Here is a 17,828-nt window from a genome sequence, read left to right on the forward strand (position 1 = left end):
AGGCCAGTGAGGCCAACATCGCATTCGCGGGTAAACCCGCTCCCACAGGGTTCGACGCCACCATCCGGGGCCTTAAACGTTCTGCCGCTCACCCTTCGGATCGAAGAACACCGAAGACACGATTTCCGCCTCGATCACGCTGCCGTCAGCCTGCGGCGAGTACACCCGCTCGCCCATGCGCTTGAGGCCGCCTTTGACCACACCCATGGCGAACGAATACCCCAGGGAGTTGGCCGCGTAGCTGGAGGTGACGTGACCAACCATGTCCATCGGGATCGGTTGCTTGGGGTCGAACACCAGTTGCGCGCCTTCTGGCAGCCACTGGGTCGGGTCCACCGGCTTGAGGCCGACCAGCTGCTTGCGGTTGTCGCGCAGGCAGTCTTCGCGGTTCATGCCACGCAGGCCGATCCACGAGAATGGCTTGTTGCGGCCGACGCACCAGCTCATGTTCAGGTCGTCTGGGTTCATCGAGCCGTCAGTGTCCTGGCCGACGATGATGAAGCCCTTCTCGGCACGCAGCACGTGCATGGTCTCGGTGCCATACGGGGTCAGGTTGTATTGCTTGCCCGCCTCGATGATCTTTTCCAGCACGCCCATGGCGTAGTTGGCCTGCACGTTCACTTCGTACGACAGCTCACCGGTGAACGAGATGCGGAACACACGGGCCGGTACGCCGGCGACGGTGCCTTCCTTCCAGGTCATGAACGGGAAGGCGTCCTTGTCCAGGTCGATGTCGTCGGTCAGCGCGCTCAGCAGCTTGCGGCTGTTGGGGCCGGACAGGGTCATGGTCGCCCAGTGGTCGGTGACCGAGGTGAAGTACACCTTCATCTCTGGCCATTCGGTCTGGTGGTACAGCTCCAGCCACTGCAGCACGCGTGCGGCGCCGCCGGTGGTGGTGGTCATGTAGAAGTGGTTGTCGCCAACGCAGGCGGTCACGCCGTCGTCGAAGACCATGCCGTCTTCTTTGCACATCAGGCCGTAGCGGGCCTTGCCCACGTCGAGCTTGGTCCAGGCGTTGCTGTAGATGCGGTTGAGGAACTCACGCGCGTCCGGGCCCTGGATGTCGATCTTGCCCAGGGTCGAGGCGTCGAGCAGGCCGACGCTGTCACGCACGGCCTTGCACTCGCGGGCCACGGCGGCGTGGATGTCTTCACCGGCTTTGGGGAAGTACCACGGGCGTTTCCACTGGCCAACGTCTTCGAACTCGGCGCCGTTCTTCACGTGCCAGCCATGCAGGGCGGTGAAGCGTACAGGTTCGAACAGGTGGCCACAGTGACGGCCCGCTACCGCACCGAAGGTGACCGGCGTGTAGTTGGGGCGGAACATGGTGGTGCCCATTTCCGGGATGGTGATGCCGATCGAACGGGCGGCGATGGCCAGGCCGTTGATGTTGCCCAGTTTGCCCTGATCGGTACCGAAGCCCAGCGCGGTGTAGCGCTTGACGTGTTCGACCGACTCGAAGCCTTCGCGGGTGGCCAGCTCGATACCGGCAGCGGTCACGTCGTTCTGTTGGTCGACGAACTGCTTAGGCCCTTTGCTGCCCTTGTCGTGCGGCACCTGGAACAGCGCCACGGTGGCCTCTTCCTTGCGTGCCACGGTTTTCGGCAAGGTGCCGGTGGTGGCCTTGAAGCCGGCTTCGGTGGCTGCGCGAACGCCGCCTTCAAAGCCGTCGGCAATCACATCGCCGAGGGCGTAGACACCATGGATGCCGCCGACACAAACGCGTTTTTGCGGTGCATCGCCCGGCACGAAGCCGAGGATGTCATCGCGCCAGACCGGGCGACCGCCCAGGTGCGACGCCAGGTGGACGATCGGGCTGTAACCGCCGGAGCTGGCGATCAGGTCGCACTCGAGGGTTTCGCCTGGGCTGGTGACTTTGTGGGCCTGCACGTCGATGGCGGCCACGCGGGCGCCGGTCACGTGCTTGCTGCCTTTGGCCTCGACCACGGCGCTGGAAGTGAGGATGCGGATGCCTTTTGCACGCGCTTCTTCAACCAGCGAGCCGCGTGGGTTGTGGCGGGCGTCGGCGATGGCGACCACTTGCAGGCCAGCGTCGTGCCAGTCCAGCGCGGCGCGGTAGGCGTGGTCGTTGTTGGTCGACAGCACCAGCTTGCGGCCAGGGGCGACACCGTAGCGGCGTACGTAGGTGGACACAGCGCCGGCCAGCATGTTGCCCGGGACGTCGTTGTTGCCGTACACCAGCGGGCGCTCGTGGGCGCCAGCGGCCAGTACCACACGGCCGGCACGCACACGGTGCACGCGGTGACGCACCTGGCCGATCGGGGCGCGGTCGCCGAGGTGGTCGGTGAGGCGCTCGTGGATGGTCAGGAAGTTGTGGTCGTGGTAGCCGTTGACCGTGGCGCGGGGCAGCAGGGTCACTTCCGGCAGGCTTTCCAGCTCTTTGACCACCGCATTGACCCAATCAGCGGCAGGCTTGCCGTCGAGGGTTTCGCGGGTGTCGAGCAGGCTGCCGCCGAACTCTTCCTGTTCATCGGCCAGGATCACGCGGGCGCCACTGCGGGCAGCAGCCAGGGCGGCGGCCAGGCCAGCAGGGCCGGCACCGACGATCAGCACGTCGCAGTGCTGGTTCATGTAGTCGTAGCTGTCCGGGTCGTTCTGCAGCGGTGCACGCCCAAGGCCGGCCGCTTTACGGATGTACTTCTCGTACGTCATCCAGAACGATTTCGGGTACATGAAGGTTTTGTAGTAGAAGCCCGGCGGCATCATGCTGCCGCCCACCTTGCCAAGGATGCCCATGACGTCGTTGTTGACGTTCGGCCAGCCGTTGGTGCTGGTGGCGACCAGGCCAGCGTACAGCGCCTGCTGGGTGGCACGCACGTTAGGGATCTGGGTGGCTTCGCTGGAGCCGATCTGCAGGATGGCGTTCGGCTCTTCGGTACCGGCGGCGATGATGCCGCGCGGGCGCGAGTACTTGAAGCTGCGGCCGACGATGTCGACGCCATTGGCCAGCAACGCAGCGGCCAGGCTGTCACCGGCATAACCCTGGTAGGTCTTGCCGTTGAAGGTGAAGTTCAGGACCTTGCTGCGATCGATACGGCCGCCGCTGGCGAGGCGATAGGTCTGGCTCATACTTTTTCCCCTTGGCCTTTGACGGTCGACGGTGCGCTGTTTTGCTTGCCGTTGGCGGTCACCTGCGGCTTCTCGCCAATCTTGTAGGTTTCCAGAATCTCGTAGGTCACGGTGTCGCGGGTGACGTTGAAGTACTGACGGCAGCCGGCAACGTGGTCCCACAGTTCGTGGTGAATACCGCGCGGGTTATCGCGGAAGAACATGTAGGTGCCCCACTCCTCGTCGGAGCAGGCGGCAGGGTCCAGCGGGCGGGCGATGTGCGCCTGGCCAGAGGCGTGGAACTCTTCTTCGGAGCGCAGCTCGCCGCAGTGGGGACAGAAAATATGCAACATGACGGTGTCTCCGGTTAGTGGGCGACGGCGGCGGCGCCGTGTTCGTCGATCAGTGCGCCGTTGTAGAAACGGTCCATGGAGAACGGCGCGGCCAGTGGGTGCATCTCGCCTTTGGCCAGGCTGGCAGCGAAGACGTTGCCCGAACCCGGGGTCGCCTTGAAGCCACCGGTACCCCAACCGCAGTTGAAGAACATGTTCTTGACCGGGGTTTTGGAGATGATCGGGCAGGCGTCCGGCGAGGTGTCGACGATGCCGCCCCATTGGCGGTTCATGCGCACGCGCGAGAGGTTGGGGAACATCTCGACGATCGCTTGCAGGGTGTGCTCGATCACCGGGTACGAACCGCGCTGGCCGTAGCCAACCCAGCCGTCGATACCGGCGCCGATCACCAGGTCGCCCTTGTCGGACTGGCTGATGTAGCCGTGCACGGCGTTGGACATGATCACGCTGTCGATGATTGGCTTGATCGGTTCGGACACCAGGGCTTGCAGCGGGTGCGATTCCAGCGGCAGGCGGAAGCCGGCCAGTTTGGCCATGTGCCCGGAGTTACCGGCAGTGACCACGCCGACGCGCTTGGCGCCGATGAAGCCTTTGTTGGTTTCGACACCGATGACCGCGCCGTTTTCCTTGCGGAAACCGATCACTTCGGTCTGCTGGATCAGGTCCACGCCCAGGGCGTCGGCGGCACGGGCGTAACCCCAGGCCACGGCGTCGTGACGGGCAACACCACCACGGCGCTGAACGGTCGCGCCGAGGATCGGGTAACGGGTGTTCTTCGAGCAGTCCAGGTACGGGATTTCGGCTGCGACCTGGGCGGTGTTCAGCAGTTCGCCATCGACGCCGTTGAGGCGGTTGGCACTGACGCGGCGCTCGGAGTCACGAATGTCCTGCAAGGTGTGGCACAGGTTGTAGACACCGCGCTGGGAGAACATCACGTTGTAGTTGATGTCCTGGGACAGGCCCTCCCACAGCTTCATGGCGTGCTCGTACAACTGCGCCGATTCGTCCCACAGGTAGTTGGAACGCACGATGGTGGTGTTACGGGCGGTGTTGCCGCCGCCCAGGTAACCCTTCTCGATCACTGCGACGTTGGTGATGCCGTGTTCCTTGGCCAGGTAGTAGGCCGTGGCCAGGCCATGGCCGCCACCGCCAACGATGACCACGTCGTAGACCTTTTTAGGGGTCGGCGTGCGCCACATGCGCTGCCAGTTTTCGTGGTGGCTGAGGGAGTGTTTCAAGAGGCCGAAGCCCGAGTAGCGTTGCATGGTCGTTTACTCCACTCAGCGGTAAACAGGGAAGTCTGCGCACAGCGCCGCGACGTTCTTCGCCACATCGGCTTCGACGTCAGCGTCACCGAGGTTGTCGAGGATGTCGCAGATCCAGCCGGCCAGGGCCACACACTGGGCGACCTTGAAGCCGCGGGTGGTGACGGCCGGGGTGCCGATGCGCAGGCCCGAGGTGACGAACGGCGACTGCGGGTCGTTCGGTACGGCGTTCTTGTTGACGGTGATGTGCGCGCGGCCCAGGGCGGCATCGGCATCTTTACCGGTGAGGCCCTGGCGGATCAGGCTGACCAGGAACAGGTGGTTGTCAGTGCCGCCGGAAACCACGTCGTAGCCGCGGTCGATGAACACCTGGGCCATGGCCTGGGCGTTTTCGATCACTTGTTGCTGGTAGGCCTTGAAGCCTGGTTCCAACGCTTCCTTGAAGCACACGGCCTTGGCGGCGATGACGTGCATCAGCGGGCCGCCCTGGGCGCCGGGGAACACGGCAGCGTTGAGCTTCTTCTCGATTTCTTCGTTGGACTTGGCCAGGATCAGGCCGCCACGTGGGCCGCGCAGGGTCTTGTGGGTGGTGGTGGTGACCACGTCGGCGAACGGGATAGGGTTCGGGTACAGGCCCGCAGCAACCAGGCCGGCAACGTGGGCCATGTCGACGAACAGCAGCGCACCGACCTTGTCGGCGATGGCGCGGAAGCGTGGGAAGTCGAGGGTCTTGGAGTAGGCCGAGAAGCCGGCGACGATCATTTTCGGCTTGTGCTCGACCGCCAGGCGCTCTACTTCGTCGTAGTCGATCAGGCCGGTCTTGGTGTCGATGCCGTATTGAACCGCGTTGTACAGCTTGCCCGAGGACGACACTTTAGCGCCGTGGGTCAGGTGGCCGCCGTGGGCCAGGCTCATGCCCAGGATGGTGTCACCGGCCTGCAGCAGGGCCAGGTACACCGCGCCGTTGGCGGAAGAGCCGGAGTGCGGCTGGACGTTGGCGTAGTCAGCACCGAACAGCTGCTTGGCGCGCTCGATGGCCAGTGCCTCGACCTTGTCCACGTGCTCGCAGCCACCGTAGTAGCGCTTGCCTGGGTAGCCTTCGGCGTATTTGTTGGTCAGGCCGCTGCCTTGGGCCTGCATGACGCGCTGGCTGGTGTAGTTCTCCGAGGCGATCAGCTCGATGTGATCTTCCTGGCGCTGTTCTTCGGCATTCATCGCCGCCAGCAGTGCGTCGTCGTAACCCTGGATCTGGTCTTGCTTGCTGAACATCTTGTTGTCTCCCGGCAGCGATCGTTTCTTGTCTGTAGAGCACTGTGGCCCTTTGTGGCGATGGTATGACTGGCCGGGGTGGGTCAGATGCCTGCGCACGCCTTGCAATGGCGCGTTTACGACATTCGCTGATTTGCTGTTTGTGCCGGCCCTTTCGCGGGTGAACCCGCTCCCACAGGTACGGCGGTGCTTGAAGCCTTTGGGTATCCCTGTGGGAGCGGGTTTACCCGCGAAGAGGCCGGCACGGACAACGGATAAATCGATGGTTGGGCTGCTTGTATAGGCAACTGCTGAATCGATGGTTTAGAGTGCTGTTCTGCGTCGTTCACAGGACCGTGTCATGACAGATAAGAGCCAACAATTCGCCAGCGACAACTATTCCGGCATCTGCCCCGAAGCCTGGGCCGCCATGGCCAAGGCCAACATGGGCCACGAACGCGCCTATGGCGACGACCAGTGGACCGAGCGTGCCGCCGAGTACTTCCGCAACTTGTTCGAAACCGACTGCGAAGTGTTTTTCGCCTTCAACGGCACCGCCGCCAACTCCCTGGCCCTGGCCTCGCTGTGCCAGAGCTACCACAGCGTGATCTGCTCCGAGACCGCCCACGTCGAAACCGACGAATGTGGCGCGCCGGAGTTTTTCTCCAACGGCTCCAAGCTGCTCACCGCACCCAGCGTCAACGGCAAGCTGACGCCTGAGTCGATCCGAGAAGTGGCGTTGAAGCGCCAGGACATCCACTACCCCAAGCCACGTGTGGTAACACTCACCCAGGCCACCGAAGTGGGCACCGTGTACCGCCCCGACGAGCTCAAGGCGATCAGCGCCACCTGCAAGGAACTGGGCCTTAACCTGCACATGGACGGCGCGCGTTTCACCAATGCCTGCGCGTTCCTCGGTTGCAGCCCGGCGGAGCTGACCTGGAAGGCCGGCGTCGATGTGCTGTGTTTTGGCGGTACCAAGAACGGCATGGCGGTGGGCGAGGCGATCCTGTTCTTCAATCGCCAGCTGGCCGAAGACTTCGACTACCGCTGCAAGCAGGCCGGGCAGTTGGCGTCGAAGATGCGCTTCTTGTCTGCGCCCTGGGTCGGGCTGCTGGAAGATGGCGCCTGGCTGCGCCACGGCACGCACGCCAACCACTGCGCGCAGCTGCTGGCGTCGCTGGTGAGCGACCTGCCGGGGGTGGAGCTGATGTTCCCCGTGGAGGCCAACGGGGTGTTTCTGCAAATGCCAGAGCACGCGATTGAAGCGCTGCGGGGCAAGGGCTGGCGGTTCTATACCTTTATTGGCAGTGGCGGGGCACGGTTCATGTGCTCTTGGGATACCGAAGAAGATCGGGTGCGTGAGTTGGCGGCGGATATCCGCGCGATCATCACTGCCTGATAGATCGCATTCGCGGGGCAAGCCCGCTCCCACAGGTCCTGCACAGTTTCAGCATCTGTGAGGACCTTGTGGGAGCGGGCTTGCCCCGCGAATGCGATGGCAGCAGCTCCAACAATCTAAAGCTTGAACCCACCCATCTGCCGCGCCAAATCATCAGCCAACCCACGCAACGCCTGGCACTCCGCCCGGCACCCCTGCACCTCCGCCGCTGTCTCCCTGGCAAGGTCGGAAATCCCCTGTACCGTCCGGTTGATCTCCTCCGTCACCGCTGACTGCTCTTCAGTCGCTGTCGCCACCTGATGGTTCATGTCGCTGATGTGCTCGACCTTGTCGGTAATCGCCCCCAACGAGGCACCGGTGCGCTGGCTCGATTCAACGCCGCTACCCGTCGCCTGCTGCCCTGCCTGCATCGACGTCACCGCCGAGCCTGCGCCCTGCTTCAAGCGCTGGATCATCTGCTGCACTTCATCGGTAGACAGCTGCGTGCGCCGCGCCAGGGTACGCACCTCATCGGCGACCACGGCAAAACCACGCCCCATCTCCCCTGCCCGCGCCGCCTCGATCGCAGCGTTCAGCGCCAAGAGGTTGGTTTGCTCGGAAATACTGCGGATCACCGCCAATACTTCATCGATCGAGGCGACTTCGTCGGCCAACTGTGCGACCGCATCCGCCGCCTTGCCGATGTCGCCGGACATGCCTTCAATACCTTGGATCGAGCGCCGCACCACGTCACGCGCCTGCAAGGCTTCGTCGCGCGCCGATTGTGACGCTTCAGCGGCATTGCCGGCATTGCGGGCGATGTCCTGCACGGTCAGGCCCATCTCATGCACGGCGGTGGCGACCATTTCGGTCATCTCCTGTTGGCGACCGGAGCGCTCGGCCGTGTTGTCCACCACCTGCGTCACCTGTTCGACGGCCAGGTGCAAGCGTTCAGTCGTGCGCAGCACCTCGCCGATCAACCCCCGTTGGCTGTCGAGGAAGCGGTTGAAGCCTCGGGCCAAGTCACCCAGTTCGTCCTGGCGCGAATCATCCAGGCGGTGGCTGAGGTCTCCCGCACCGCTGCCGATCTGCACCAGTGCGGCCGTGACGCGGCGGATCGGCCGTACCAAGCCGCGCGCCAGCACCACCACCAGCAGCAACGACAACAGCGCCACGCCACCACCGATCAAGGTGGTGAGCCAGACTGCCTGATGCATCTGCGCGTAGATCTCGGCCTCAGGCACTTCGGCGACCAAGGTCCAGTTCAGGTCGCGCAGTGGCAAGCCTAACGCCAGGTAGCCTTCGCCATCACGCTGGAAGCGGCTGGTACGCAGGCCCTGGTCGCCACTCATCACCGCTTTCGCGGCCTGTGCGTCAAGCTGGTCGACAAGCTGGCGCTTGCCGCTGAAGGCGCTGTCCGGGTGCACTTGGATCAGCCCATCGTTGCGTACCAAAAATACCTTGCCGTGCTCGCCAAAGCTGAAATCGTGGATCAGCTTCGACAACTCGGTCATGAGCAGGCCCATACCCGCCACGCCAACCAGCTTGCCGTCTTTTTCCACGCGATAGTCGATGAACAGCGCCAACTCGCCCGTGGCACCGTCGATGTCGATGTTGATCAGGCGCTCGGCGCCGCTGTCGATGTAGCCGTAGAACCACGTGTCCTTCGGGTTGGCCCGGCTCAGTGTGCGGTCCAGCCCCTTCTCGTTGTAGTAGTGGCCGGTTTCGGTCGAGGCGAACAGCGTGGTAAAGGCGTTGTTGCGCTGCTTGGCAGCCTCGAGGTATTCGATAAAGCGTGAGGTTTGAGCGGGGTCTTCGCCCTCGGCAAGCCAATCGCGCAGCAGGGTATTGCCGGCTATGTCGGCGGCCGCCACCAGCGGCTGGCCGAGCATGCGCTCGATATCGTTGCGGATTGCTTCGACACTGGCTGGCAGCGCTGTGTCGACCAGGTAGCGTTCGGTCAGGCGGTTGAGCGCCACCGTGAAAATGATCACCACCACCAGGATGCTCGCCAGCAGGGCTGCGCCCATGCTTGCGATCAATTGCCACTGGATACTTTGCCGCCAGATACGCATGCCCGTGCTCCCCGCCAATTATTGTTTTGGGGGAAGTGTATACACTTACGTATCCAGTTATTCCAGTGATCTGGGACATTGTAGGAGCAGCCTTGTGCTGCGAAGAGGCCGGTGACAGCAGCGGAAATCACTGCGTTTTCACCGGCCTCTTCGCAGCACAAGGCTGCTCCTACAAGGGATCGCGGAGTGCTTTATTGTTCGGCGATAGTCCGAACGATCGCGTCCACCGTGGCGTCGATCTGCGCCTGGGTACGCGCCAGCGTCTGCTGATGCTCTTTTTGCAGCTCAACCTGCTTGGAACACAGGTTCAGGGCCGCCAGCACCAGCAGCTTGTCACCGATCAGGGTCGGGTACGAACGCTTGGTCTCGGCCAGGGCGGTGTTCAGCATCCGCACCGCCTGGGCCAGGGTTTCTTCCTGGCCTTCGGGCGCCTTGATCGAATAGTCGCTGCCGAGGATCGACACGACATTGACCGGCTGCGCTTGCAGACTCATGCGTTGACGACACCCGCATTGGCGCGGTCAACCAGCGCCTGGATGCGCGCGGCGGTGGCGCCGTTCTTCTCTTCCTGCTCCATCAGCGACAGCTGCAGGGTCTCGTTTTCTTCCTTGGCCTGTGCCAATTGCTGACCCAGGGTAGTGTTCTGCTCGGTGAGTTGAGCGTTTTTCTGCATCAGGTCGCTGACCAGTTGCTCGATTTGATTCAGGGAGGCTTCCAGCATGGGGTCTATCTCAGGTTGTTGCAAAGGCCGCACACGATAAAGAAAAGCGTGAGTCCTCGCCATTAAATATCGGATTCTTAAGGTTTCTAACCCGCAGATTGACAGGGTAAGCGCCCGCTTGTTCCGACCTGGATCAACCGCCGGTCAGGAAAAGGTTAGCGCGCTCACAATTTTCACCGGTCTCGCTCAAGACTGACCAGTCACGACCGATAGCCAGGCAAGTCATATTTCGTCGCCATCCCCTGCGACCTCTTCCCCTTGCCTGGATTACGCCCCTCATGTCCCTACGCAACATGAATATCGCCCCGCGCGCGCTGCTCGGCTTCGCGCTGATCGGCCTGTTGATGCTCGGCCTCGGCATCTTCTCGCTGATGCAGATGGGCAACATCCGCCAGGCCGGCGTTGCCATCGAAAGCATCAGCGTGCCCAGCATCAAGACGCTGGACGAACTTACTGCGCTGAACCTGCGCATGCGCACCCTTTCCTATCGCCTGCTGCTCAACCGCGACCCAGAGACGCAGCGCGACACCCTCAACCTGCTGGACCAACGCAACACCCAGATCGACCAGGCGCGCCGTACCTACGAGCCCATGATCGGCGCACGCGACGAGCAAGCGGCTTACGATCAATACAGCCAACTGCTCAATCAGTACCGCCAGCTGGAGGCGCGCATGCGCAGCCTGAGCCAGGCAGGCCGCACCGACGAATTGCGCGACCTGCTCAACCGCGACCTGCTGGCCAACTCCGAGCAGATCAACAAGGTCATGGACACCTTGGTGCGCATCAACACCGACCAGACCCGCGCCACCAATGAAACCGCTGCCAGCCAGTACGCCTCTGCCTTCGCCCTGGTGATTGGCCTGTTGATCGCAGCCACGGTGCTGACCCTGCTGTGCGCCTTCCTGCTGACCCGCAGTATCGTCAAACCGATTGAAGAGGCGCTCAAATGCGCCGAGCAGGTGGCCGACGGCGACCTCACCCACGTCATCCGTGCCGAAGGCACCGACGAAGCCGCGCGCCTGCTACGCGCCATGGCCCGCATGCAGGAGAAACTGCGCGACACCCTGCAATTGATTGCCGGTTCGGCAACCCAACTGGCCTCGGCGGCGGAAGAGCTCAACAGCGTCACCGACGAAAGCGCCCGTGGCTTGCAGCAGCAGAACAACGAAATCGAGCAGGCCGCCACTGCGGTCACCGAGATGACCAGCGCCGTGGAAGAAGTGGCGCGCAATGCAGTCAGCACCTCGGAGGCCTCCGGTGAAGCCAGCCGTTCGGCCGGCGACGGGCGCGACCTGGTACTGGAGACCGTCGGCGCCATCGAGCGCATGAGCGGTGATGTGCAGGCCACTGCCACGCTGATCACTCACCTGGCCGAGCAGTCGCGTGACATCGGCAAAGTGCTGGATGTGATTCGCGGCCTGGCCGACCAGACCAACCTGCTAGCGCTCAATGCCGCGATCGAAGCGGCCCGTGCCGGTGAGGCAGGCCGCGGCTTTGCCGTGGTGGCGGATGAAGTGCGGGCATTGGCCCATCGTACCCAGCAGTCGACCAGCGAAATCGAGCGGATGATCGGCAGCATCCAGGGCGGGACCGAAGAGGCGGTGGAGTCGATGCGCACCAGCACCGAACGTGCCGCGTCGACCTTGAATATCGCCCGGGGTGCGGGCATGGCGCTGGATACCATTGCGGGTGCGGTGGCGCAGATCAACGAGCGTAACCTGGTGATTGCCAGCGCGGCGGAAGAGCAGGCCCAGGTGGCCCGCGAGGTGGACCGCAACCTGGTGAATATCAATGACCTGTCGGTGCAGAGCGCGACCGGGGCGCATCAGACCAGCGCGGCGAGTGCCGAGTTGTCGCGGTTGGCGGTGGATTTGAATGGGCTGGTAGCGCGCTTCCGTACCTGACCTGCGGCCCCTTTCGCGGGGCAAGCCCGCTCCCACAGGTTATGCGCAAGCCTGAAGTACTCGGTGAACCTGTGGGAGCGGGCTTGCCCCGCGAAAGGGCCGGCACTGCCCTACCTCCAACATCCAGCAACCATTTTCAGTCTCTGGCCACTACCCGCTAACCTAGTGTTTCACCTGAATCTTATTTCAGGGAGCCTCACATGGACCGTGCCCAATCCCACCTACTGCGCCGTGGCCGTTTTTCTCAGCCGGGCGGGATATACCTGCTGACCACGGTCACTCTTGAACGCAAGCGGATCTTCACTCAACTGCAGTTTGCCCGAGGCGTGATCCAACAACTGAGACAGGCCGAGCTCGATGGGCATTGCCAATCCTTGGCCTGGGTAGTAATGCCTGACCATGTGCATTGGCTGATCGAATTGCGAAGTGGCACGTTGTACTGCCTGATGCGCAGGTTCAAGTCGCGCAGCAGTCATGCGCTTTATCAGCGGGGTATGCGGCGCGAAAAGATATGGCAGCCGGGCTATCAGGACCGGGCTTTGCGCCGGGAGGAGAGTGTGCTGCAAATGGCGAGGTACATCGTTGCCAACCCCATAAGAGCAGGGCTTGTAGACCGTGCTGGCGATTATCCACATTGGGATGCTGTGTGGATCTGATGGCCCCTTCGCGGGGCAAGCCCGCTCCCACAAAAATCACCGTAACCCTCAAGCCTGCGGTGAACCTGTGGGAGCGGCCCCTTGGATCTCCCACAAGTCCCCACAACCCTCAAGCCTGCGGTGAACCTGTGGGAGCGGCCCCTTTGATCTACGGATCAGTAATCGATCCGCACATCCCCTTTCGGCACACTGCAGCACGACAGGATGTACCCCTCGGCCTCGTCTTCCTCGGTAATCCCGCCGTTGTGTTCCATCTCCACCTCGCCACCCAGCTTGAGCACCTTGCATGTCCCGCAAATGCCCATGCCGCAAGCCTTGGGGATCATCAGCCCAACTTTCGCCGCCGCCGCATGCACGGTCTCGCCCGGGGCGATGCGGATGCTCTTCTCACTGCCAATGAACTCCACCAGGTTGAGGTCCGAAACATCCACTTCCGGTGCATCCGCGGCCTGCTCGGCATGCTCCACGGCATCGGCCTTGGCTTCTGCGGGCGTCGCGCCGAACGATTCTTCGTGGTAGTTCTTCATGTCGAAGCCGACGGCTTCCAGCATGCGTTTGACCGCGGTCATGTACGGCGTCGGGCCGCAGCAGAACACCGTGCGCTCCATGTAGTCGGGCGCGATCAGTTCCATCAGGCGCTGGTTAAGGTACCCGCGGTAACCCGCCCACGGCTCGCCCAGCCCGTGCTTCTCGCAAATGATGTGCAGGCTGAAGTTGGGGATGCGCGAGGCCATCTGTTCCAGCTCGCGGTGGAAGATGATGTCTTTCGGCGAACGGGCGCTGTGCACGAACACCATGTCGACATTGGCGTTGGTGTCGTAGAACCAACGCGCCATCGACATTACCGGGGTAATACCGACACCGCCCGAGAGGTACAGCACCTTGCCCGACGGGAAGTCGATGGCGTTGAACAACCCCACCGGCCCGTGCACGGGCAGTTCGGCGCCTTCGTGCATGGTGTCGTGCAGGTAGTTGGAGACATGCCCGCCCGGCACCCGCTTGACGGTGATCGAGAAGCTGTAAGGCACCGACGGCGAACTGGAGATGGTGTAGGAGCGCATCACCGGCTTGCCTTCGATCTCAAGCTCCAGGGTGACGAACTGCCCTGGCTTGAAGAAGAACATGATCGGTTGGTCGGCCATGAAGCAGAAGGTGCGCACGTCCCAGGTCTCCTGAATGACCTTGACGCAGCGCACGATGTGGCGGCCGTTGGCCCAGGTCTGGGTGGTGACCGGATTGAGGAAGGTATCGGACATGTTCATCTCCAGCAGCCGACTATTGGCCTTTTTATGGCGTCGATAATGCGCAAGCTGAAGGCGACGTACATTCCTGCCTGCGACATCGGCGTACTTATCGCGACCAGCCCCATGCTACAAGGGCTGTGGCGTCGTTATTCAAATCGGCCATGTCGCCCATGGATACGGTTCACGACGCCTTCGGACGCACACTCCACGGCAAAAGAACCTGCTGTTTTTTTAACGACAGCCTTGCGGCACCACAACAATGATTAGCCACCTTTTGCCGGCCGCACACGGCCCCGAGGACCACACGATGGACGTCACCGCAACCCTGAGCCTGGGCGATCCACTGGAAGCAGCACGCAAGGCCACCGCCGAGATGCTGCAAACCCGCGAGCGCACCTACTCGCTGCCCCAGCCTTTCTACACCGACGAGCGTCTGTTCCAGATCGACATGCAGGAGATCTTCCACAAAGAGTGGCTGATCGCCGGCATGACTTGCGAGATTCCGGCCAAAGGCAACTTCATCACCCTGCAGATCGGCAAGAACCCGATCATCGTCATCCGTGGCGCCGAAGGTAAGGTGCATGCCTTCCACAACGTCTGCCGCCACCGCGGCTCGCGCCTGTGCACCAGCGACAAGGGCAAGGTGGCCAAGCTGGTCTGCCATTACCACCAGTGGACCTACGAGCTTGACGGCCGCCTGCTGTTCGCCGGCACCGAAATGGGCGCCGACTTCGACATGAAGGAATACGGCCTCAAGCCTGTGAACGTGAAGGTCGCGGGGGGTTACATCTTCATCAGCCTGGCGGAAAACCCGCCAGCCATCGACGAGTTCCTGGCCACTTTGGACCATTACATGGAACCGTACGACATGGAGAACACCAAGATCGCGGTGCAGACCCAATTGTTGGAAAAGGCCAACTGGAAACTGGTACTGGAAAACAACCGCGAGTGCTACCACTGCAGCGGCTCGCACCCCGAGCTGCTGAAGACCCTGCTTGAATGGGACGACACCAACGACCCGCGTGCCAGCCAGGAATTCAAGGACCACGTGGCCGCCTCTGCCGCTGCCTGGGACGCCGAGAAAATCCCGTACCTGCACAAGAGCCACGGCCTGCGTAACCGCATCGTGCGCATGCCGCTGCTCAAGGGCACCGTGTCGATGACCATGGACGGCAAGCAGGCCTGCCAGAAGCTGATGGGCCGCATCAAGAACCCGGACCTCGGCTCGATGCGCATCCTGCACCTGCCGCACTCGTGGAACCACTGCATGGGCGATCACATGATCGTCTTCACCGTGTGGCCGATCAGCGCCCAGGAGACCTTGGTGACCACCAAGTGGCTGGTGCACAAGGATGCGGTTGAAGGCGTCGACTACGACCCTGCGCAGATGCGCAAGGTGTGGGACGCCACCAACGACCAGGACCGCCGCCTGGCGGAAGAGAACCAGCGTGGGATCAACTCCACGGCGTACCAGCCAGGGCCGTACTCGAAGACTTATGAGTTTGGTGTGGTGAACTTCATCGACTGGTACAGCCAGCGGGTGCTGGAGAACCTGGGGGCGGAGCCAGCGCCGTATTTGAAGGAAGTGCAGGCGCAGTAAGTTGATACAAGCCCGGGTGGCAGCAGATGCGGCTGCCTGGGCGACCGTCGCGACGTTCGCCGCAGAAGGCCAGCGCACGGCCACCTGAACGACGTGAGTCTGCATAGGGTGAACAAGCCCCATTCAAGTGCTCATGCTCAGGCATTGACGATGCTCACGGCTCGTTATGCTTAGTGAATTTCCCCTGCATCCTAACCTCGGTGTTCTTATCGCCCGCGTCCCACCATTTGAATTTCCGATACACAGCACGCGCGGCATCCCCTACTGCACTGGCTACGCTTGCAATCCCGCGTGCCACTGACCGCGCTGCGCCAACAATTAGATCGGCGTTTGTAGACTCATAGGCGCCCCGCGCCAGAGCTTGGCCAGGTCTTCGCCCTGCGGCTCTAGACTGATTCACCCAGCGAATCGCTGCCCTACCTTCGTAGACCACAGTTGCCGAACCTACCAACACACCAGACACGAGGTTCGCGGTCGTAGCTTGATGATTGAACATCGCTGCACGAGAGGGATCCATCATTGCGCGTGCCGTGAAGTAACGTGCGGCCAGCCCAGCACTGCCACCTAGAGTCAATGCATTTGCTATGGCGCGATCAGTGAAGGCCTGCAAGCGGGTGACGGCTTGAGCAGGAGGAATGGCATGGCGGCTGGCACTGAAGCTGACTGCTGCGGCGATCGTTGTCGCGTTGCCAACCCCGAAGACTGCTTGCACCAACCAGTCCAGCGGACCTCTCCCTGACGGATCACTACGATTGACAGGATCACCGGCGCAATATGCATAGGCATTGAACCCGCCTAGGTCGAACGGGCTGAGCGTATCCGGGCTCAGGAAACGCAGCAGGCCAGGACTGTATGACCTGTAGCCATTGCCGAGTATGTAGCATCCGGAAGTTGAGTCATGACGTTCGCCTGCGAAGGCGGTGATCGGCCCAGCACCGAGTAGAGCGTACCCATATGGCGTGTAAGCCCTCATTTTCGAGCTTGCGCCTGACCCCATCACGGCAGATCGCTGCATATCCGTCATCAACAACTGGGCACGGTTCATAGGTCGACTCACGTCTCGACAGGCGTGACGACGACTTTAATACCGGCGGGCACTTTCAGAAACTGTCAAAAATGCCAGGTCAAACTGTTCCAAGACGCTTCTGCACTTTCCAACACCTTATCCACAGGTTCACCCACAGTGACGCCGTGCAGAAGCTCGGTCTGCCAAGTAAAACTGTGGATAACGCTCAAGAACTTCTCTGTATGGCACTTATGCTCACTTTTTGATCAACCCAGCGTAAGCCCCGAGTTCCGCGCCTTGTAGCGAAGCGCAAACACTTTATCCACACCTTGGCGAACAGATTTCGTGGGTAAAATTCCTGCCCTGAATTGACCTTCCGGCATTCAACGTGGCCACCGAACCGGCCCTGAGCAGCCTTGCGCTGCGAAGAGGCCCGTGACAGCAGCGAAGATCCACTGTGCATTTACCGGCCTCTTCGCAGCGCAAGGCTGCTCCTACAAAGTGCGCGCATGATGCACGGCAGATAATTCAGCGCAGGACCCCTTCCTCCACCAATAGCTTGAGGATTGCCTCGGCGCCCTCTTGCGGCGATACATCCTTGAGCACCTTACCCCCACCGCCACTGGCCTTGGCTGTAGCCGCTTTCATCCGGTCGGCGCCGCTCTTGGCCTTGATCACCTTCAGTCGCTTGGGCCGTGGGCGGGCCGGTTGCAGCTCTGCCTCGGCCAGCAGGTCGTCTTCGACAATCGCCACGTTACGCGCTGCCAACACACCCCGCCGCGCCGGCCCGAACGCGCTCTGGCGTGGCTTGGGCGCGGCGTTATCCACAGTCGCCAACAACGGCAGGCGCACCTTCAGGCGACGCCGCTGCCCGCGTGGCAGTGCCTGCAGCACCTGAGCGGTGCCATTTTCAATCGACTCCACTTCCGCCAGGCCAACGATCAACGGCCAGCCCAGCTTCTCGGCCAGCAGGAACGGCAACATGCCCGAACCTTCGCCCGTTTCGGCCTGAGTCCCGGTCAGCACCAGCTGGGCGCCAGCGTCGCGCAGGTAGTCGCCAAGCACGCCCAACACATCCGCCCCGGCTGGCTGTTCCAGTACGTCCAGGTGCTCCAGCCCCATGCCCAGATAGGCCCGCAGCGCCTCTTCCCGCGGGTCACCGGCATGCACCACCTGCAAGTTATCCCCAGCCAGCTGCAACCCCAGCTCCACGGCGCGGGCATCTTGCTCGGCGCGGCGCGCGCGGCCAGAGCTTGGGTGAGCACCGATGGAAACCAGGCTGATGACTTTCGTACTCATGCTCGTG

Annotated in this window: 14 protein-coding genes and 1 pseudogene; 4 read left to right on the top strand and 11 right to left on the bottom strand. The window is 62.4% G+C overall.

Annotation, left to right across the window (positions count from 1 at the left end; genetic code table 11):
• Window positions 1-72 precede the first annotated feature (72 nt).
• The 4 genes from AB7M33_RS07250 to AB7M33_RS07265 are packed head-to-tail and all read right to left on the bottom strand — an operon-like array spanning window position 73 to window position 5,956.
• Window positions 73-3,090: a sarcosine oxidase subunit alpha gene (locus AB7M33_RS07250; RefSeq protein ID WP_027594308.1), complete on the bottom strand. Its 3,018-nt coding sequence runs from the start codon at window positions 3,088-3,090 to the stop codon at window positions 73-75.
• The gene (locus AB7M33_RS07255; RefSeq protein WP_027594307.1) at window positions 3,087-3,422 is read right to left on the bottom strand and encodes a sarcosine oxidase subunit delta; all 336 of its coding nucleotides are present in this window, start codon (window positions 3,420-3,422) and stop codon (window positions 3,087-3,089) included. Before AB7M33_RS07255 ends, AB7M33_RS07250 begins: the two co-directional genes overlap by 4 nt.
• Before the next feature lie 14 nt (window positions 3,423-3,436).
• Window positions 3,437-4,687, bottom strand: coding sequence for a sarcosine oxidase subunit beta family protein (locus tag AB7M33_RS07260; protein WP_454242635.1), 1,251 nt, complete (start codon window positions 4,685-4,687; stop codon window positions 3,437-3,439).
• Window positions 4,688-4,702: 15 nt separating this feature from the next.
• Entirely contained in the window at window positions 4,703-5,956 is a 1,254-nt protein-coding gene (locus AB7M33_RS07265) for a serine hydroxymethyltransferase (protein WP_027594306.1), read from the bottom strand.
• Between the two features lie 340 nt (window positions 5,957-6,296).
• On the opposite strand from AB7M33_RS07265, the gene AB7M33_RS07270 reads away from it, so the two are divergent.
• Entirely contained in the window at window positions 6,297-7,337 is a 1,041-nt protein-coding gene (locus AB7M33_RS07270; RefSeq protein ID WP_186682887.1) for a threonine aldolase family protein, read from the top strand.
• 116 nt (window positions 7,338-7,453) lie between these two features.
• On the opposite strand, the gene AB7M33_RS07275 is transcribed toward AB7M33_RS07270, so the two are convergent.
• The 4 genes and pseudogenes from AB7M33_RS07275 to AB7M33_RS07290 all read right to left on the bottom strand — a co-directional run bounded on the left by AB7M33_RS07275 (window position 7,454) and on the right by AB7M33_RS07290 (window position 10,112).
• Complete coding sequence (locus AB7M33_RS07275) at window positions 7,454-8,191, bottom strand: methyl-accepting chemotaxis protein (RefSeq protein ID WP_374707387.1); 738 nt, start codon at window positions 8,189-8,191, stop codon at window positions 7,454-7,456.
• Window positions 8,192-8,317: 126 nt separating this feature from the next.
• A pseudogene (locus AB7M33_RS07280) lies at window positions 8,318-9,391 on the bottom strand (cache domain-containing protein); the annotation flags it as partial.
• Window positions 9,392-9,582: 191 nt separating this feature from the next.
• Window positions 9,583-9,885, bottom strand: a complete 303-nt coding sequence (locus AB7M33_RS07285; RefSeq protein WP_027594303.1) for a cell division protein ZapA — start codon at window positions 9,883-9,885, stop codon at window positions 9,583-9,585.
• Window positions 9,882-10,112, bottom strand: coding sequence for a hypothetical protein (locus AB7M33_RS07290; protein WP_027594302.1), 231 nt, complete (start codon window positions 10,110-10,112; stop codon window positions 9,882-9,884). Before AB7M33_RS07290 ends, AB7M33_RS07285 begins: the two co-directional genes overlap by 4 nt.
• A 278-nt stretch (window positions 10,113-10,390) precedes the next feature.
• Here AB7M33_RS07290 and AB7M33_RS07295 point away from each other — a divergent pair, with 278 nt between their 5' ends.
• Together AB7M33_RS07295 and AB7M33_RS07300 are read left to right on the top strand one after the other, a co-directional pair.
• Window positions 10,391-12,016 (top strand): methyl-accepting chemotaxis protein, encoded by a 1,626-nt coding sequence (locus AB7M33_RS07295; protein WP_454242636.1) that lies wholly within the window; start codon window positions 10,391-10,393, stop codon window positions 12,014-12,016.
• A 200-nt stretch (window positions 12,017-12,216) separates the two neighbouring features.
• Window positions 12,217-12,672 (top strand): REP-associated tyrosine transposase, encoded by a 456-nt coding sequence (locus AB7M33_RS07300; protein WP_454242637.1) that lies wholly within the window; start codon window positions 12,217-12,219, stop codon window positions 12,670-12,672.
• A 155-nt stretch (window positions 12,673-12,827) separates the two neighbouring features.
• Here AB7M33_RS07300 and gbcB read toward each other — a convergent pair whose 3' ends face one another.
• A complete protein-coding gene (gene gbcB, locus AB7M33_RS07305) occupies window positions 12,828-13,928 on the bottom strand; it encodes a glycine-betaine demethylase subunit GbcB (protein WP_027594300.1) in 1,101 nt (366 codons plus the stop codon).
• Between the two features lie 295 nt (window positions 13,929-14,223).
• Between gbcB and gbcA the strand changes: the two genes are divergently transcribed.
• Window positions 14,224-15,516: a glycine-betaine demethylase subunit GbcA gene (gene gbcA, locus AB7M33_RS07310; protein WP_027594299.1), complete on the top strand. Its 1,293-nt coding sequence runs from the start codon at window positions 14,224-14,226 to the stop codon at window positions 15,514-15,516.
• Window positions 15,517-15,670: 154 nt separating this feature from the next.
• Here gbcA and AB7M33_RS07315 read toward each other — a convergent pair whose 3' ends face one another.
• Together AB7M33_RS07315 and etfB are read right to left on the bottom strand one after the other, a co-directional pair.
• On the bottom strand, window positions 15,671-16,561 hold the full coding sequence (locus tag AB7M33_RS07315) for an RHS repeat-associated core domain-containing protein (RefSeq protein ID WP_454242638.1): 891 nt from the start codon (window positions 16,559-16,561) through the stop codon (window positions 15,671-15,673).
• Window positions 16,562-17,050: 489 nt separating this feature from the next.
• Window positions 17,051-17,821, bottom strand: coding sequence for an electron transfer flavoprotein subunit beta (gene etfB, locus AB7M33_RS07320; RefSeq protein ID WP_027594297.1), 771 nt, complete (start codon window positions 17,819-17,821; stop codon window positions 17,051-17,053).
• Window positions 17,822-17,828 lie beyond the last annotated feature (7 nt).

The organism is Pseudomonas sp. Y3 TE3536, assembly GCF_053629175.1.